Source organism: Vibrio splendidus (genome assembly GCF_024347615.1).
Classification (GTDB): domain Bacteria; phylum Pseudomonadota; class Gammaproteobacteria; order Enterobacterales; family Vibrionaceae; genus Vibrio; species Vibrio splendidus.
Window position 1 is genome coordinate 1 of record NZ_AP025508.1, and the last position, 15,096, is coordinate 15,096.

The 15,096-nt window shown below is 45.6% G+C and carries 10 protein-coding genes and 1 riboswitch; of the genes, 6 read left to right on the forward strand and 4 right to left on the reverse strand.

Translation table 11 applies throughout. The annotated features are described in order from the left end of the window. The 5 genes from dnaA to OCU90_RS00025 all read left to right on the forward strand — a co-directional run bounded on the left by dnaA (position 1) and on the right by OCU90_RS00025 (position 7,140). On the forward strand, positions 1-1,422 hold the full coding sequence (gene dnaA, locus OCU90_RS00005; protein ID WP_017087260.1) for a chromosomal replication initiator protein DnaA: 1,422 nt from the start codon (positions 1-3) through the stop codon (positions 1,420-1,422). Positions 1,423-1,503: 81 nt separating this feature from the next. Further along, positions 1,504-2,604, forward strand: coding sequence for a DNA polymerase III subunit beta (gene dnaN, locus OCU90_RS00010; protein ID WP_017073815.1), 1,101 nt, complete (start codon positions 1,504-1,506; stop codon positions 2,602-2,604). A gap of 81 nt (positions 2,605-2,685) precedes the next feature. Beyond that, the gene (gene recF / locus OCU90_RS00015; protein WP_017080844.1) at positions 2,686-3,765 is read left to right on the forward strand and encodes a DNA replication/repair protein RecF; all 1,080 of its coding nucleotides are present in this window, start codon (positions 2,686-2,688) and stop codon (positions 3,763-3,765) included. Between the two features lie 17 nt (positions 3,766-3,782). Further along, positions 3,783-6,200: a DNA topoisomerase (ATP-hydrolyzing) subunit B gene (gene gyrB / locus OCU90_RS00020; RefSeq protein WP_004736684.1), complete on the forward strand. Its 2,418-nt coding sequence runs from the start codon at positions 3,783-3,785 to the stop codon at positions 6,198-6,200. A gap of 505 nt (positions 6,201-6,705) precedes the next feature. After that, entirely contained in the window at positions 6,706-7,140 is a 435-nt protein-coding gene (locus OCU90_RS00025; RefSeq protein WP_004736683.1) for an Hsp20 family protein, read from the forward strand. A gap of 118 nt (positions 7,141-7,258) precedes the next feature. Here the strand turns inward: OCU90_RS00025 and OCU90_RS00030 are convergent, their stop codons facing one another. The 4 genes from OCU90_RS00030 to glyQ form a co-directional block, all read right to left on the reverse strand. Beyond that, positions 7,259-8,509: a valine--pyruvate transaminase gene (locus OCU90_RS00030; RefSeq protein WP_017087261.1), complete on the reverse strand. Its 1,251-nt coding sequence runs from the start codon at positions 8,507-8,509 to the stop codon at positions 7,259-7,261. Positions 8,510-8,764: 255 nt separating this feature from the next. Then, positions 8,765-10,852 carry an alpha-amylase gene (locus OCU90_RS00035; protein WP_061025204.1) on the reverse strand — a complete coding sequence of 696 codons (2,088 nt, stop codon included), beginning with the start codon at positions 10,850-10,852 and terminating at the stop codon, positions 8,765-8,767. Between the two features lie 202 nt (positions 10,853-11,054). Then, a complete protein-coding gene (glyS, locus tag OCU90_RS00040; RefSeq protein ID WP_017087263.1) occupies positions 11,055-13,136 on the reverse strand; it encodes a glycine--tRNA ligase subunit beta in 2,082 nt (693 codons plus the stop codon). A gap of 2 nt (positions 13,137-13,138) precedes the next feature. Continuing rightward, positions 13,139-14,053: a glycine--tRNA ligase subunit alpha gene (gene glyQ, locus OCU90_RS00045; protein WP_009848159.1), complete on the reverse strand. Its 915-nt coding sequence runs from the start codon at positions 14,051-14,053 to the stop codon at positions 13,139-13,141. Positions 14,054-14,263: 210 nt separating this feature from the next. Continuing rightward, a riboswitch (yybP-ykoY riboswitch) is annotated at positions 14,264-14,439 on the forward strand. A gap of 34 nt (positions 14,440-14,473) precedes the next feature. On the opposite strand from glyQ, the gene OCU90_RS00050 reads away from it, so the two are divergent. Beyond that, complete coding sequence (locus tag OCU90_RS00050) at positions 14,474-15,028, forward strand: TMEM165/GDT1 family protein (RefSeq protein ID WP_017077289.1); 555 nt, start codon at positions 14,474-14,476, stop codon at positions 15,026-15,028. Positions 15,029-15,096 lie beyond the last annotated feature (68 nt).

Genomic DNA, 15,096 nt, shown 5'->3' on the forward strand with positions numbered 1-15,096 from the left:
GTGTCATCTTCGCTTTGGTTGCAATGCTTGCAACAGCTTCAAGAAGAGTTACCAGCTACAGAATTCAGTATGTGGGTACGTCCGTTACAAGCGGAGCTCAATGGTAATACTCTAACTCTATTTGCACCAAACCGATTTGTACTCGATTGGGTGCGCGATAAGTACCTAAATAGCATTAACCGTTTGCTACAAGAATATTGTGGTAATGATATCCCACATCTTCATTTTGAGATTGGAAGTAAACGAGTCATTGCTCCAAGGTCTGAGGTTATCGCCCCTGCTCGTACACGTACCGCTGCTGATGTAGCCGCTGAGTCGTCTGCACCTGCGCAGCTACAAGCACGTAAACCAGTACACAATATCTGGCGTGATGAAGAACCTGTAGCGGTTGATCTTAATCACCGTTCAAACGTGAACCCAAAACATAAGTTCAATAACTTTGTTGAAGGTAAGTCGAACCAACTGGGTTTGGCTGCGGCACGTCAGGTTTCTGATAACCCAGGAACCGCTTACAACCCGTTGTTTTTGTATGGTGGTACTGGTTTAGGTAAAACGCACTTGTTGCATGCGGTGGGTAACGCCATTGTTGATAATAAGCCGAATGCTAAAGTGGTTTACATGCACTCAGAGCGCTTTGTTCAAGACATGGTGAAAGCGCTCCAAAACAATGCGATTGAAGAATTTAAGCGCTACTACCGTAGTGTTGATGCATTGCTTATCGATGATATCCAATTCTTTGCTAATAAAGAGCGCTCTCAAGAAGAGTTCTTCCATACCTTTAATGCACTGCTTGAAGGCAATCAACAGATCATCCTAACGTCTGACCGTTATCCAAAAGAGATCAACGGGGTAGAGGATCGTCTTAAATCCCGCTTCGGTTGGGGTTTGACGGTTGCGATTGAGCCACCTGAGCTTGAGACTCGTGTGGCGATCTTGATGAAGAAAGCAGAAGACCACCAAATTCATCTTGCGGATGAAGTGGCGTTCTTTATTGCGAAGCGTTTACGCTCTAACGTTCGTGAGCTAGAAGGCGCATTGAACCGTGTTATTGCGAATGCAAACTTTACTGGCCGTCCGATCACGATCGATTTCGTGCGTGAAGCACTGCGTGACTTACTTGCCCTGCAAGAAAAACTGGTCACCATTGATAACATTCAAAAGACAGTCGCTGAATACTACAAAATCAAAGTCGCTGATCTATTATCTAAACGTCGTTCTCGTTCTGTTGCTCGTCCGCGCCAATTGGCGATGGCACTGGCTAAAGAGCTGACTAACCACAGCTTGCCTGAGATTGGCGATGCATTCGGTGGCCGTGACCACACGACCGTGCTGCACGCTTGTCGTAAGATTGCTCAGCTGCGTGAAGAGAGCCACGACATTAAAGAAGATTATTCGAACTTGATTCGTACCCTTTCTTCTTAATACACAGTATTCTTAACCTTAATAAGCAGAATCTTGGCCACGTACTATTACGCAGTGCCATTTAGACCGTAAGAGCAAGATATGAAATTTACCATTGAACGTAGTCACCTGATAAAGCCATTACAACAAGTATCTGGCGCACTCGGTGGCAGGCCAACGCTTCCAATTCTAGGAAACCTACTGATTAAAGTAGAAGATAACGTGTTGTCGATGACAGCGACGGATCTAGAAGTTGAATTGATCAGCCGTGTAACGCTTGAAGGTGATTTCGAAGCGGGCAGTATTACCGTACCTTCACGTAAGTTCCTAGATATCTGTCGCGGTTTGCCAGATAGCTCAGTGATCACTGTGGTATTGGATGGTGACCGTGTTCAGGTTCGTTCTGGTCGTAGCCGTTTCTCATTGGCAACATTACCTGCGGCAGATTTTCCAAATATTGAAGATTGGAGCAGTGAAGTTGAAGTGTCAGTGACACAAGCTGAATTGCGCGGTCTTATCGAGAAAACACAATTCTCAATGGCGAACCAAGACGTTCGTTACTACCTCAACGGTATGTTGTTTGAGATTGAAGGTTCTATCTTACGTAGTGTTGCAACTGATGGTCACCGTATGGCGGTATCTCAAGCGCAACTGGGTGCTGATTTTGCTCAGAAGCAGATCATTGTTCCTCGTAAAGGTGTGCAAGAGTTAGTGAAGCTACTGGATGCTCCTGAACAGCCAGTAACGCTGCAGATTGGTAACTCTAACGTGCGTGCTGAAGTGAACAACTATGTATTCACTTCTAAGCTTGTTGATGGTCGTTTCCCGGATTATCGCCGCGTAATGCCACAAAATACCACTAAGACATTAGAAGCTGGCTGCGATGAGTTACGTTCAGCGTTTTCTCGTGCTGCGATTCTGTCGAATGAAAAATTCCGTGGTGTTCGCGTTAATCTTGTCGATACCGAGATGCGTATTACAGCGAACAACCCAGAACAAGAAGAAGCGGAAGAAGTACTAGACGTCACCTTCGACGGTGACGCACTAGAGATTGGCTTTAACGTAAGCTACGTATTGGATGTATTGAACACACTGCGTTGTGAGCAGGTTCGAATCTCAATGTCAGACGCGAATGCGAGTGCCTTGATTGAAAACGCACAAGATGACAGCGCGATGTACGTTGTTATGCCGATTCGTTTGTAACTGTGTTTATTTATACATTATGTTTGCTTATCAACAACGTTTGTCTATCGAGCCGTGATTGAAGATTAATATGAAGACGTTATGCCTTTATCGCGCTTAATCGTAAAGCAGTTTAGAAATATTGAAGCCTGTGACATTCAACCGTCATCAGGCTTTAACTTTCTTATAGGGGCTAACGGAAGCGGCAAAACCAGTGTCCTTGAAGCGGTGTATCTGCTCGGACATGGTCGCTCATTCAAAAGCTCCTTAACCGGTCGTATCATTCAAAATGAGTGTAGCGAACTGTTTGTCCATGGCCGTTTTATGACCTCGGATCAATTTGAGCTGCCAATTGGCATTAATAAGCAGCGCGATGGCACCACAGAGGTTAAAATAAGCGGTCAAACTGGGCAAAAATTGGCTCAGTTAGCTCAAGTCTTACCTTTGCAGTTGATTCACCCCGAAGGGTTTGATTTACTAACCGATGGACCTAAGCATCGCCGCGCATTCATTGATTGGGGAGTCTTCCACAGTGAGTCGGGTTTTTATGATGCTTGGGGCAGGGTAAAGCGCCTCAATAAACAGCGTAATGCATTATTGAAAACGGCGACGAACTATCGAGAACTGAGCTATTGGGATCAAGAATTAGCCCGTTTAGCTGAAAGCATCAGCCAGTGGCGTGCCACGTACGTTGAACAGCTTAAAGAAGTCGCCGAAGAAATCTGTGCAACCTTCTTACCTGAGTTTGAGATAAAGATTAACTACTATCGAGGCTGGGATAAAGACACCCCATACGCCGAGATATTAGAAAAGAATTTTGAAAGGGATCAGCAGCTTGGTTACACCTTTAGTGGACCAAACAAAGCGGATCTAAAGATAAAAGTGAACGGCACTCCAGTGGAAGATGTCTTGTCACGAGGTCAGTTGAAGTTGATGGTGTGCGCGCTACGAGTAGCACAAGGGCAACACCTCACTCAAATGACAGGTAAGCAGTGCATCTACTTGATAGATGACTTTGCTTCCGAATTAGATAGCCAACGCCGAGCTCGTCTTGCTGAGTGTTTAAAGGCGACCCAGGCTCAAGTTTTTGTAAGCTCTATTACCGCTGATCAGATTGCAGATATGCATGACGAAAATAGCAGGATGTTTCATGTGGAACATGGCAAAATAGAGCAAGGATAATTAGTCAGAGAGTAACTATGTCAGATAATTACGATTCATCGAGTATTAAAGTACTGAAGGGTCTGGATGCGGTACGTAAGCGTCCTGGAATGTACATTGGCGACACGGATGATGGTACCGGTCTGCACCACATGGTTTTTGAGGTGGTAGATAACTCTATTGATGAAGCACTCGCTGGTCACTGTAATGACATCATCGTAACTATCCATGAAGATAGTTCTGTGTCAGTAAGCGATGACGGCCGTGGTATTCCAACTGAATTGCACCCAGAAGAAAAAGTATCAGCAGCAGAAGTAATCATGACGGTTCTTCACGCTGGTGGTAAGTTCGATGATAACTCGTACAAAGTATCTGGTGGTCTGCACGGTGTTGGTGTTTCAGTAGTTAACGCACTTTCTAAGCAAGTTACTCTTACTATCCATCGCGGTGGCAAAATCCACACTCAAACATACTGCCACGGTGAGCCTCAAGCGCCACTAGCGGTTGTGGGTGACACGGACAAAACAGGTACAGAGATTCGTTTCTGGCCGAGTGAAGAAACCTTCAATAACATCGAGTTCCATTACGATATTTTAGCTAAGCGTCTACGCGAGCTATCATTCTTGAACTCAGGTGTATCAATTAAGCTAATCGATAAGCGCGAAGAAGACAAAATGGATCACTTCGAATACGAAGGCGGTATCCAAGCGTTTGTTGAGCACTTAAACACCAACAAAACACCGATTATTCAGAAAATATTCCATTTCGATCATGAGCGTGAAGACGGTATTACCGTTGAAGTTGCTATGCAATGGAATGACGGTTACCAAGAAAATATTTATTGCTTCACCAACAACATCCCTCAACGTGATGGTGGTGCTCACTTAGCGGGTTTCCGTGGTGCACTAACTCGTACATTGAACAGCTTCATGGACAAAGAAGGCTTCTCGAAGAAAGCGAAGACTTCAACATCAGGTGATGATGCCCGTGAAGGTTTGACAGCGATTGTTTCGGTGAAAGTGCCAGATCCTAAATTCTCAAGCCAAACTAAAGACAAGCTGGTTTCTTCAGAAGTGAAGTCTGCCGTTGAGTCTACGATGGGTGAGAAACTGTCTGAGTTCCTAATTGAGAACCCAGGTGAAGCGAAAATCGTTTGTTCTAAAATTATCGATGCAGCACGTGCTCGTGATGCGGCGCGTAAAGCTCGTGAGATGACACGTCGTAAAGGCGCATTAGATTTAGCGGGTCTTCCAGGTAAACTAGCTGACTGTCAGGAAAAAGATCCTGCACTGTCTGAACTATATATTGTGGAAGGAGACTCTGCTGGCGGATCAGCTAAGCAGGGGCGTAACCGTAAGAACCAAGCAATCCTACCGCTTAAAGGTAAAATCCTTAACGTAGAGAAAGCACGTTTCGATAAAATGCTGTCTTCTCAAGAAGTCGCAACGCTAATCACAGCACTTGGTTGTGGTATTGGCCGTGACGAATACAACCCAGATAAACTGCGTTACCACAACATCATCATCATGACCGATGCCGATGTCGATGGTTCTCACATCCGCACTCTGCTACTGACGTTCTTCTACCGTCAAATGCCTGAACTGATTGAACGTGGTTACATCTACATTGCTCAGCCACCGCTTTACAAAGTGAAGAAGGGTAAGCAAGAGCAGTACATCAAAGATGAAGATGCGATGAACCAGTATCAAGTATCTTTGGCTTTAGATAATGCAGAATTGCACGTAAACCCTGAAGCACCTGCGTTTACTGGTGAAGGCTTAGAGAAGCTTGTTCATCAATATAATGCGGGTATTAAGCTGGTTGATCGTATGAGCCGTCGTTACCCACGAGCACTGATTCACGAACTGATTTATGTACCTCGCCTAACCGCTGAGCAGTGTCATGATGAAGCGGCAGTTGAAGCTTGGGGTAAGCAGCTTGTAGAGCAGCTAAACGGCAAAGAAGCGGGTGCGAGCCAATATTCTCTTGAAGTTGAAAAACACGAAGAGCTAGGTTTAAGCGTTCCTAAGATTGTAGTGCGTACACACGGTGTTACTCACGAACATGTACTCAGCATTGACCTTATCAACTCGAAAGAGTTTGGTAAGCTAGCAGACCTTTCTGAAGCGCTTGACGGCTTGATTGAAGAAGGCGCTTACATCAAGCGTGGTGAGCGTACTCAAGCGGTTTCTAGCTTTGTTGAAGCTCTGAACTGGTTAGTGAAAGAGTCTCGTCGTGGCCTGAGCCTACAACGATACAAAGGTCTAGGTGAGATGAACCCTGATCAGCTTTGGGAAACAACGATGGATCCTGAAACTCGTCGTATGATGCAAGTAACGATTGAAGATGCTGTTGGTGCTGACCTGTTGTTTACAACGTTGATGGGCGACCAAGTAGAACCGCGTCGTAACTTCATCGAAGAGAATGCATTGAAAGTAGCAAACCTAGACGTTTAGTATCTTTGATACTTCGCTCTTTCGCTTAATTTCTGTGTCAGAGGTGCTCACATACATTCGTATGCTCCGCGCCTCTTCCTTGAACTAAAACGAAATAGCTTCGTCTCAAAAAACTCAATATCTTATTGAAAAGACTGTCAGAAATGACGGTCTTTTTTTGTTTTTAAGTGATTGAAAAATATTGGATTGGAAAAATAATTGAAAATAATCCCTTGAAACTATTTTGCTCAATCCACATATCTAGTTGTGAAGAGGATGACTGTCTTGCTCTACAAGAGAAGAAACAGAACCTTCATAATCGTTGCTAGAGTATCGCTCAATAGAGGATAACTTTGGCAGCACACAATTTAAAAATTGATTCATTGTCATGTCCCAGCGTTGTCGCCAAACGAGGTGAAACCCGAGGAATGCGAACTGAATCCCTTAGCTGTTTACTGAATCACTCACAGGTTCGATCTCAGTAAAAATCACAGCTAAGACTATTGCTTACTAAAAGGATAGCATTATGAGAACTGTAGATTTCACTCCACTTTACCGCAACGCAATCGGCTTCGATCGTCTATTCAATATGATGGAAGCGAACACATCAAAAAATGCTTCTGGCGGTTACCCTCCGTATAACATCGAGCAAAAAGACGAGAATAACTACCGTATTACTATGGCAGTCGCTGGTTTTGCAGATGACCAATTAGATCTTACTCAAAAAGAGAACATGCTAATTGTGAAAGGTGAGCGTAAAGCAGAAGCCGAGAAAACCTTCGTATATCAAGGTATTGCAGAGCGCGATTTCGAACGTAAATTCCAACTGGCTGACTACGTAAAAGTGGTGGGCGCAAGCATGGAAAATGGTCTTCTTCACATCGACCTAGAACGCGAAATCCCAGAAGCGATGCAACCGCGTAAGATTGCTATTAATGGTAATAGTCTTCTAGAAGGTTAAGCGTTATTAGCTCATTTGAGCTAATAAATATCGGGAAGTAAAAGTGAAAGAGCACCAGTACCTTGAAGAAGGTCGGTGCTCTTTTTGTATTTAGGTTACAGTAACCTAAAAGGTTTTATTACTGTTCTGAGTAAGCCTTTTTCACTTCTTCAGCAATGATTGAAATGCCTTTCTGCATCGCCTCATCATCTTGCACGTAGTTCATGCGTAGACATTGATGGGCATGATCCCACTCGTCTTCTTGGCCGATAAAGAAATATTCACCCGGAACAATCAATACGCCACGAGCTTTGAGGCGGTCGTACAGCTCCATGGTGGTAATCGGCAGTTCATCAAACCATAGCCATAAGAAAATCGCGCCTTCAGGCTTGTGGATACGGAAGCGAGGGTCATCGATCGCTTCTTGTAAAAGCTCAACTGCACGTAGAGATTTATCTTTATAGAAAGGTTTGATCACCTCACTACTCAAGCGCAGTAAATCGCCTTTTTCAATCATGTGGTTAGCAATCGCAGGACCAACACTATTGGGTGCTAGGCTGATGATGCCATTCATGTTGGTCAGAGCTTGTGTTACTTCTTCGCTCGCAATCACGATACCGCAACGCACACCAGGCAAACCAAGCTTAGATAAGCTCATGCACAGAATGGTATTTTCATTCCAGAACGGCTCGACATCTTCAAAGATGATGTTTGGAAACGGCAGGCCGTAAGCATTATCGATCAGTAGCGGAATGTTGTTTTCACGCGCCAGTTTATCTAGTTTACGTACTTCTTCGTCGGTCAGCACGTTACCGGTTGGGTTGGTTGGGCGAGAGGCACAGATAGCGGCAACCGAGTCATCAACCTTGAGCTTTTCAAAATCAACGTGGTATTTAAACTGGCGGTTTTCTAGCAGTTCGATCTCTGGGTGGTAAGAGATAAAAATATCGTCATCAATGCCAGCATCGCCGTAGCCGATGTATTCAGGCGCGATCGGTAACAATATTTTCTTGTGTGATCCGTCTGGCTGTTGGCCTGCTAAAAGATTGAATAGGTAAAAGAAGCCACTTTGACTGCCGTTGGTCAGGCTGATGTTCTTCTCGCTAATGTCCCAACCATAAGTTTCTTTCAGCATTGCCGCTAACGACTTAATGAAGCTGTCTTTGCCTTGCGGACCATCGTAGTTGGCGAGGGCGGCGATGAGTTCTCCACTGGCGAGCATGTCGGCACTGGCTTGGTTAAAGTAATCGAGCATGGCTGGGATAGCGGCTGGGTTGCCACCTCCGAGCATGATTGCACCAGGAGTGCGCAGGCCATCATTCAAATCATCCATTAAACGAGTGATTCCAGAGTATCGATTAAATTTTTCACCAAACTTAGAGAACTGCATTACTTATTTTACCTAATTCATTGTGATTGCTTGTTATGTGTCATTAAGGCAGACCTTATGTCTACCATCAGTGTGTTCCTTGAACATACCGCAATGTTTTTGCGACGCATAGCGCCAAATGCTCTAACGTGAAAAAAACTTCTATAAAGTTTAACTAATGAGTGTCTGCTTTCTTATTGAACGAGTGTTTCGTGATCAAAAAAGGAGAAGCCTAAGCTTCTCCTTTTAATTTGTGCGGGTTATTTCAATCAGCGTTTACTTCGAGCCGGTATAAACGACTAATACCTTGTCATCTTGGTATTGGCGTTCGAACGCATAGTAGCCCTTGCTGTTACGAATGATGTGCTTACCTTGGGCTACCGCTGGGTGGCGTTGGCGGAATTGGCCAAGCGCTTGCCAGTGTTCCAGCAACTCTGCCCGTTCACCTGTGATTTGATCCCAAGGCATGTCAGAGCGAGTGCCTTGCATTGGGTCGGAGCCTGTTGGGCCGAAATTACGAGCGATTTCATCGCCGTAATAGATCTGCACCGCACCGGGAGCCAGCATCAACGCGTTGGCAGCTTTGGTTTGTTTTGCAAAGTCACTGCCATGTTGTGTCCAGAATAACGAGGTGTCGTGAGATGAAAGGTAACTCAACACGTTGAACTCGCTGTCACTGTTGATCTTGTCTGCGTAGCGCAGGTAGTCAGCATCGAGATCGGATAGACACTTAAGTGCTTTGGGTGCGATATCACTCTGGAATTCAAAGTTGATGATCGAATCAAACCCGTTAGCGAAATAGTCTGATTTCACCACGCTGTGTGCCCATACTTCACCCGTCATCCAGAATGGTAGGTCATCCAACGCTTTGTCTGGGTTGTTTTGCTTCCATTCTGCAAGCGCTTGGTTAGTGCTCTCTTTAAGCTCTGCCCACGCATCTAACTCAACGTGCTTGGCGGTATCGACCCTAAAACCATCAACGCCATATTCACGTACCCAGTCAGACAACCAAGTGATGAGGTGTTCACGAGGAGTTTGGAGTTCATCTGTAGCGCTGGTGGACTTGTTGCGATAGAAGTTCGGTAGCCCAGTTGTCTCTGTCGATTCTGTTTTGAAATCGGGTAGGTGTGCCAAAGACATGGTGAGGTTGTTGTAACCCGGAGAGTCATAAGCACCAATGTCGCTGCGTAACCAAGCTTTACCCCACCATTTCTCCCACGCTTCTTTGTCACTGTAAGATATGTAGTTATTGAAGTAGTGCCAGTTCTGGCCTGCTTCTGGTTGCCAATCTGTCCAGTTTTCGCCAAGGGTTTGTTTAGCTTGTTCATCCGTGAGGTTGAGCTTACCAAAATCAAACTCTTGCATGTCGGCAAGTGTCGCATAACCGGTGTGGTTCATTACCACATCCCAAACAACGCGAATGCCTTTGCTGTGCGCGGTATCGATGAAGGTTTTCAGCTCGTCTTCGGTGCCCATGTTGTCATCGAGCTTGGTCCAATCTTGATGGTAGTAGCCGTGGTAGCCGTAGTGTTTGAAGTCACCGCGATCACCGCCGCCAACCCAGCCATGGATCTGCTCTAGTGGAGAGGTAATCCAGATGGCATTGGCACCGAGTGATTCTATGTAGTCGAGTTTTTCGGTTAACCCGGCTAAGTCACCACCGTGGAAGGTGGCTATTTCATCTTGTCCATCTTGGCTACGATTGTAACTGTTGTCGTTATCAGGGTTGCCATTGTGGAAGCGGTCGGTCATCACGAAGTAAACCGTGGCGTTGTCCCAACTAAAATCGGCTTTGGTTTCTGGTTCTACTTTCTCGAGTAGCAGAACGCCTTGGCTATTTTCTGCTGGCTGCATGGTGACGCTGCCATTGGTAACTGTGACTTGTGTACCTGAAAGAGCATCTCTTACTAGAGTACCTTCATCAAAGGTTTGAGTAACATCGATGGTGGTTGGCTGGTCACTAAGTACTGGGCAGGCAAAGCTTTGAACTTGTTGTTGCTTTGGCTTTATCTGTACCGTGAGTTCATTGGTCTGTGGGTTGAGCGTAAACTGGTAGGTGTTAGCGCGAAAGACCTTGATGGCGATTTCAGAATTCTCGGCACAGTCGTCTAGACGAAGGGGTTTATTGAATTTGATGCGACTCTCTTCAGCCAAAGCATAGTTAGTACCACAGGTCTTTTGAGCGTCGCTGATAGAGAAGGTATAGCTACCTTTGGCGAGTTCCTGTTCTGCAATTACGGTGCCTTTACCTGATGATTCAAATACGACAGTGTCGTTATCAATTGTCAGTAATAGGTTATTGTCACTGGTTTGGCTGCATGCGCTGAGTGCGAGCATTGAAAGCGCGAGTACTGTCTTTTTCATTGTTCCCTTCCCCTGAATAAACAGGTTATTTATAGCAAACAATGCCCTCTACAGTCTGAGTGCTGTTTCATTCAGTTAATCAATAATACCTCTACAAACAAATGCTTGGTTCACAAAAACAAAAAGGGAAGCTTTCGCTTCCCTTTGGGTGTTTACCGTTAGTTACTCAGAGTATGATTTAGAGCAACTGTTTCACTCGTGCTTATTTTTGCAGTAGAGAGATGTCAGCAATCTGTAGGAACAGGTTACGTAGGTTGTTCAGTAGCGTTAGACGGTTTTTCTTAAGCGCTTCGTCATCAGCCATAACCATCACGTTATCGAAGAATGCATCAACGGGTTCACGTAGATCAGCAAGCTTGCTTAGGGCTTCTTGGTAGTTGCCTGTCGCGAATGCTGGTTCTAGTGCTTCCGTCATTACTTCAACGTTTTCAGCCAGCGCTTTCTCTGCGTCTTCTTGAAGAAGCGCTAGATCGATTTCAGCGGGTAGATCGCCATCGAATTTCGCGAGGATGTTACCTACACGCTTGTTCGCTGCTGCTAGCGCTTCTGCTGCTTCCAGTTCACGGAAGTGAGAAACCGCTTTAACACGTTGGTCAAAGTCAGCTGGCTTGGTTGGACGACGTGCTAGTACCGCTTGGATGATATCAACACTGAAACCAGCATCTTGGTACCATGCGCGGAAACGACCTAACATGAAGTCGATAACGTCAGCTTCTACGTTTTCGTTAGTTAGCTTGTCGCCTAGTAATTCTTTCGCTTTACCGATTAGATCGGTTAGGTCTAGGTTGTAGCCGTTTTCAACGATGATACGTAGCACACCTAGTGATGCACGACGTAGAGCGAATGGGTCAGAACCTTTTGGAGCTTGGCCAATACCGAAGATACCTACGATAGTGTCTAGCTTGTCTGCCATTGCTACTGCTGATGAAATACCAGTGCTTGGCAATGTGTCACCCGCGAAACGAGGCATGTACTGCTCGTAAAGTGCTAGTGCTACTTGCTCGTCTTCACCATCGTGCGTTGCGTAGTGCATACCCATCACACCTTGAGTATCCGTAAATTCGAATACCATAGATGTCATTAGGTCACACTTAGCCAGTAGGCCTGCACGCTTAGACTTTTCAACGTCAGCATCGATTTGCTCAGCAATGTAGCCAGCAAGTTCTGTGATGCGGTCTGTTTTGTCTTTGATCGTACCCAGTTGCTTCTGGAAGATAGCTTGGTCTAGTTCAGCAAGACGGTCGATCAGCGGACGCTTACGGTCTGTGTTGAAGAAGAACTCAGCATCAGCAAGACGTGGACGTACAACCTTCTCGTTACCTTCGATTACGTGACGAGGCTCTTTAGACTCGATGTTCGAAACGAAGATGAAGTTTGGTAGAAGGCTTCTTTCAGCGTCACCAATCTCATGCGAATAAACAGGGAAGTACTTCTGGTCGCCTTTCATGGTGTAAACCAAGGCTTCAGAAGGCACTTTTAGGAACTCTTGCTCAAACTTAGCAGTAAGCACCACTGGCCATTCAACCAAAGAGGTAACTTCTTCAACAAGGTCATCTTCTAGGTCAGCAATACCGCCAACCGCGTCTGCTGCTTTTTTAGCATCAGCAAGGATGATCGCTTTACGCGCATCGTAATCTGCCATTACTTTACCGCGCTCTTCTAAGATCGCAGGGTATTGGTCAGCAGAATCGATTGTGAACTCTTGTTCGCCCATGAAACGGTGGCCACGGATAGTACGAGCAGAAGCTACGCCTAGGATTTTGCCTTCAACAAGCTCATCACCTAGTAGTACTGTCAGTGTTTTCACTGGACGGATAAATTGAATGTCTGAGTTACCCCAGCGCATTGCTTTAGGAATTGGTAGGCCAGCGAGAGCTTTCGCAGCGATGTCCATGACCAATTCTTGAACTGGTTTGCCAGCCACTTCTTGTTTGAAAAGAAGCCACTCGCCTTTGTCTGTTTTCAGACGGTCAGCTTGCTCAACAGTAATACCGTTACCACGCGCCCAACCTTGTGCAGCTTTCGTCGCGTTGCCTTCAGCATCGAATGCCACAGAAATTGCAGGACCGCGCTTCTCAACGACTTTGTCTGCTTGGCCTTCAGCCAGTGCCGTTACTTTAAGTGCTAGACGACGAGGTGCTGCGTACCACTTGATGCCTTCGTGAGAAAGCTCAGCCGTTTTAAGACCTGCTTCAAAGTTAGAAGCAAAGGCTTCAGCTAGAGAACGAAGTGCCGTTGGTGGAAGCTCTTCCGTACCCAGTTCAATTAGAAAATTCTTCGCCATGATTATTTATCCTTCTTACACATTGGGAAGCCAAGCGCTTCACGTGACGCGTAGTACGCTTCTGCAACAGCTTTAGTCAGGTTGCGGATACGAAGGATGTAACGTTGACGCTCTGTTACAGAGATAGCTTTACGCGCATCAAGGATGTTGAATGCGTGACCTGCTTTTAGAATGCGCTCGTAAGCTGGAAGCGGCAGTGGCTTCTCAAGCTCAAGTAGCTCTTTACACTCTTTTTCGCACTGGTCGAAGAAAGTGAATAGGAAATCTACGTCTGCGTGCTCGAAGTTGTACGTTGATTGCTCAACTTCGTTTTGGTGGAAGATGTCACCGTAAGTCACGTTAGAACCGTCTGGTGCTACGTTCCATACAAGGTCGTAAACAGAGTCTACTTCTTGGATGTACATTGCTAGACGCTCGATACCGTAAGTGATCTCACCCGTTACAGGCTTACACTCAAGACCGCCAACTTGTTGGAAGTAAGTGAATTGAGTCACTTCCATACCGTTTAGCCATACTTCCCAACCAAGACCCCATGCGCCTAGCGTTGGGTTTTCCCAGTTGTCTTCTACGAAGCGAATATCGTGAACAAGTGGATCGACACCAAGAACTTCAAGCGAGCCTAAGTACAACTCCTGGATGTTATCTGGAGAAGGTTTTAGAGCTACTTGGAATTGATAGTAGTGCTGCAGGCGGTTCGGGTTTTCACCGTAACGACCATCGGTCGGACGACGAGAAGGTTGAACGTATGCCGTAGACATTGGCTCTGGGCCAAGTGCACGTAGACATGTCATTGGGTGAGAGGTGCCAGCACCTACTTCCATATCTAGTGGTTGAACAATGGTACAACCGTTTTGTGCCCAGTAATCCTGCAGCGCGAGGATCATTCCCTGGAAGGTTTTGATATCGTATTTTTGCATAGTCAGGTTCGCGCGATTCTTTTAAATGAATGAGAAAAATAACCTCTGAGTATACCGAGATATTGGTAAAGCGAGTAGGGGTAATCTTGTTTAATTAGTGGTCTAAAATGTCGTTTAGTGGATTTTTTTGCCTTTAATGTTTGTTTTTCGGCACAAGTGGATATTTTGATAACTTTGACACTTGTGTTTGAAAGCGTGGGTGATTAAAATCTCGCGGTCTTTGGGGAGTAGCTTACTTATTCATATCCTATTGAATGAGTTCGTCCGTCAACATAATTGATGCAAAATCATCATGGCGTTCGAGGCAACCACCACCTTGGTGGCGCTTAGCAAGACCTTAGACAAGCATCGTGAACCGGGATGGGGCGCGAGGTTTGTCTTTGGTTAAATATAATAATCTCCGTCCCAAATGAGCATGTCGTGAGCGTTTTAGCAATTTCAATTACAACTGTCGCCTTAGCCGAGATCGGTGATAAGACTCAGTTGCTATCCCTTTTATTAGCCAGTCGATATCGCAAGCCGATACCTATTATCGCGGCTATCTTTTTTGCCACCATTGCCAATCATGCTCTTGCTGCATGGCTCGGTGTCGTTATCGCAGATTACTTATCTCCTGAAATCTTAAAATGGGTGCTGGTGGTCAGTTTCATTGCGATGGCGGGCTGGATTCTGATTCCGGATAAGTTGGATGACGATGAGCAGATCTCGAATCGAGGCCCATTTGTCGCCAGCTTTATCGCTTTCTTTATTGCTGAGATTGGCGATAAGACTCAGATTGCGACCTCCATTCTAGGGGCTCAATATTCTGATGCATTAACGTGGGTGATTCTGGGTACTACCATTGGTATGTTGCTGGCGAATGTGCCAGTGGTGATCATTGGTAAGTTATCGGCAGATAAGATGCCTCTTGATCTGATTCGCAAGATCACCGCCTTGTTATTCGTGGGTTTGGCTATCGCAGCGGCTTTCTATTAAGCGGTGGTATTGAGTCTTATTATACTCAACCAGTAGAGTAATGTGTTGTAGGTCATACTCTTACAGTA

What these genes read in the sequence shown, in the direction of transcription:
- OCU90_RS00025 (WP_004736683.1), top strand. Translation starts at nt 6,706, where the DNA reads ATGAGAACTGTAGATTTCACTCCACTTTACCGCAACGCAATCGGCTTC.
- gyrB (WP_004736684.1), top strand. Translation starts at nt 3,783, where the DNA reads ATGTCAGATAATTACGATTCATCGAGTATTAAAGTACTGAAGGGTCTG.
- glyQ (WP_009848159.1), bottom strand. Translation starts at nt 14,053, where the DNA reads ATGCAAAAATACGATATCAAAACCTTCCAGGGAATGATCCTCGCGCTG.
- OCU90_RS00035 (WP_061025204.1), bottom strand. Translation starts at nt 10,852, where the DNA reads ATGAAAAAGACAGTACTCGCGCTTTCAATGCTCGCACTCAGCGCATGC.
- recF (WP_017080844.1), top strand. Translation starts at nt 2,686, where the DNA reads ATGCCTTTATCGCGCTTAATCGTAAAGCAGTTTAGAAATATTGAAGCC.
- glyS (WP_017087263.1), bottom strand. Translation starts at nt 13,136, where the DNA reads ATGGCGAAGAATTTTCTAATTGAACTGGGTACGGAAGAGCTTCCACCA.
- dnaN (WP_017073815.1), top strand. Translation starts at nt 1,504, where the DNA reads ATGAAATTTACCATTGAACGTAGTCACCTGATAAAGCCATTACAACAA.
- OCU90_RS00030 (WP_017087261.1), bottom strand. Translation starts at nt 8,509, where the DNA reads ATGCAGTTCTCTAAGTTTGGTGAAAAATTTAATCGATACTCTGGAATC.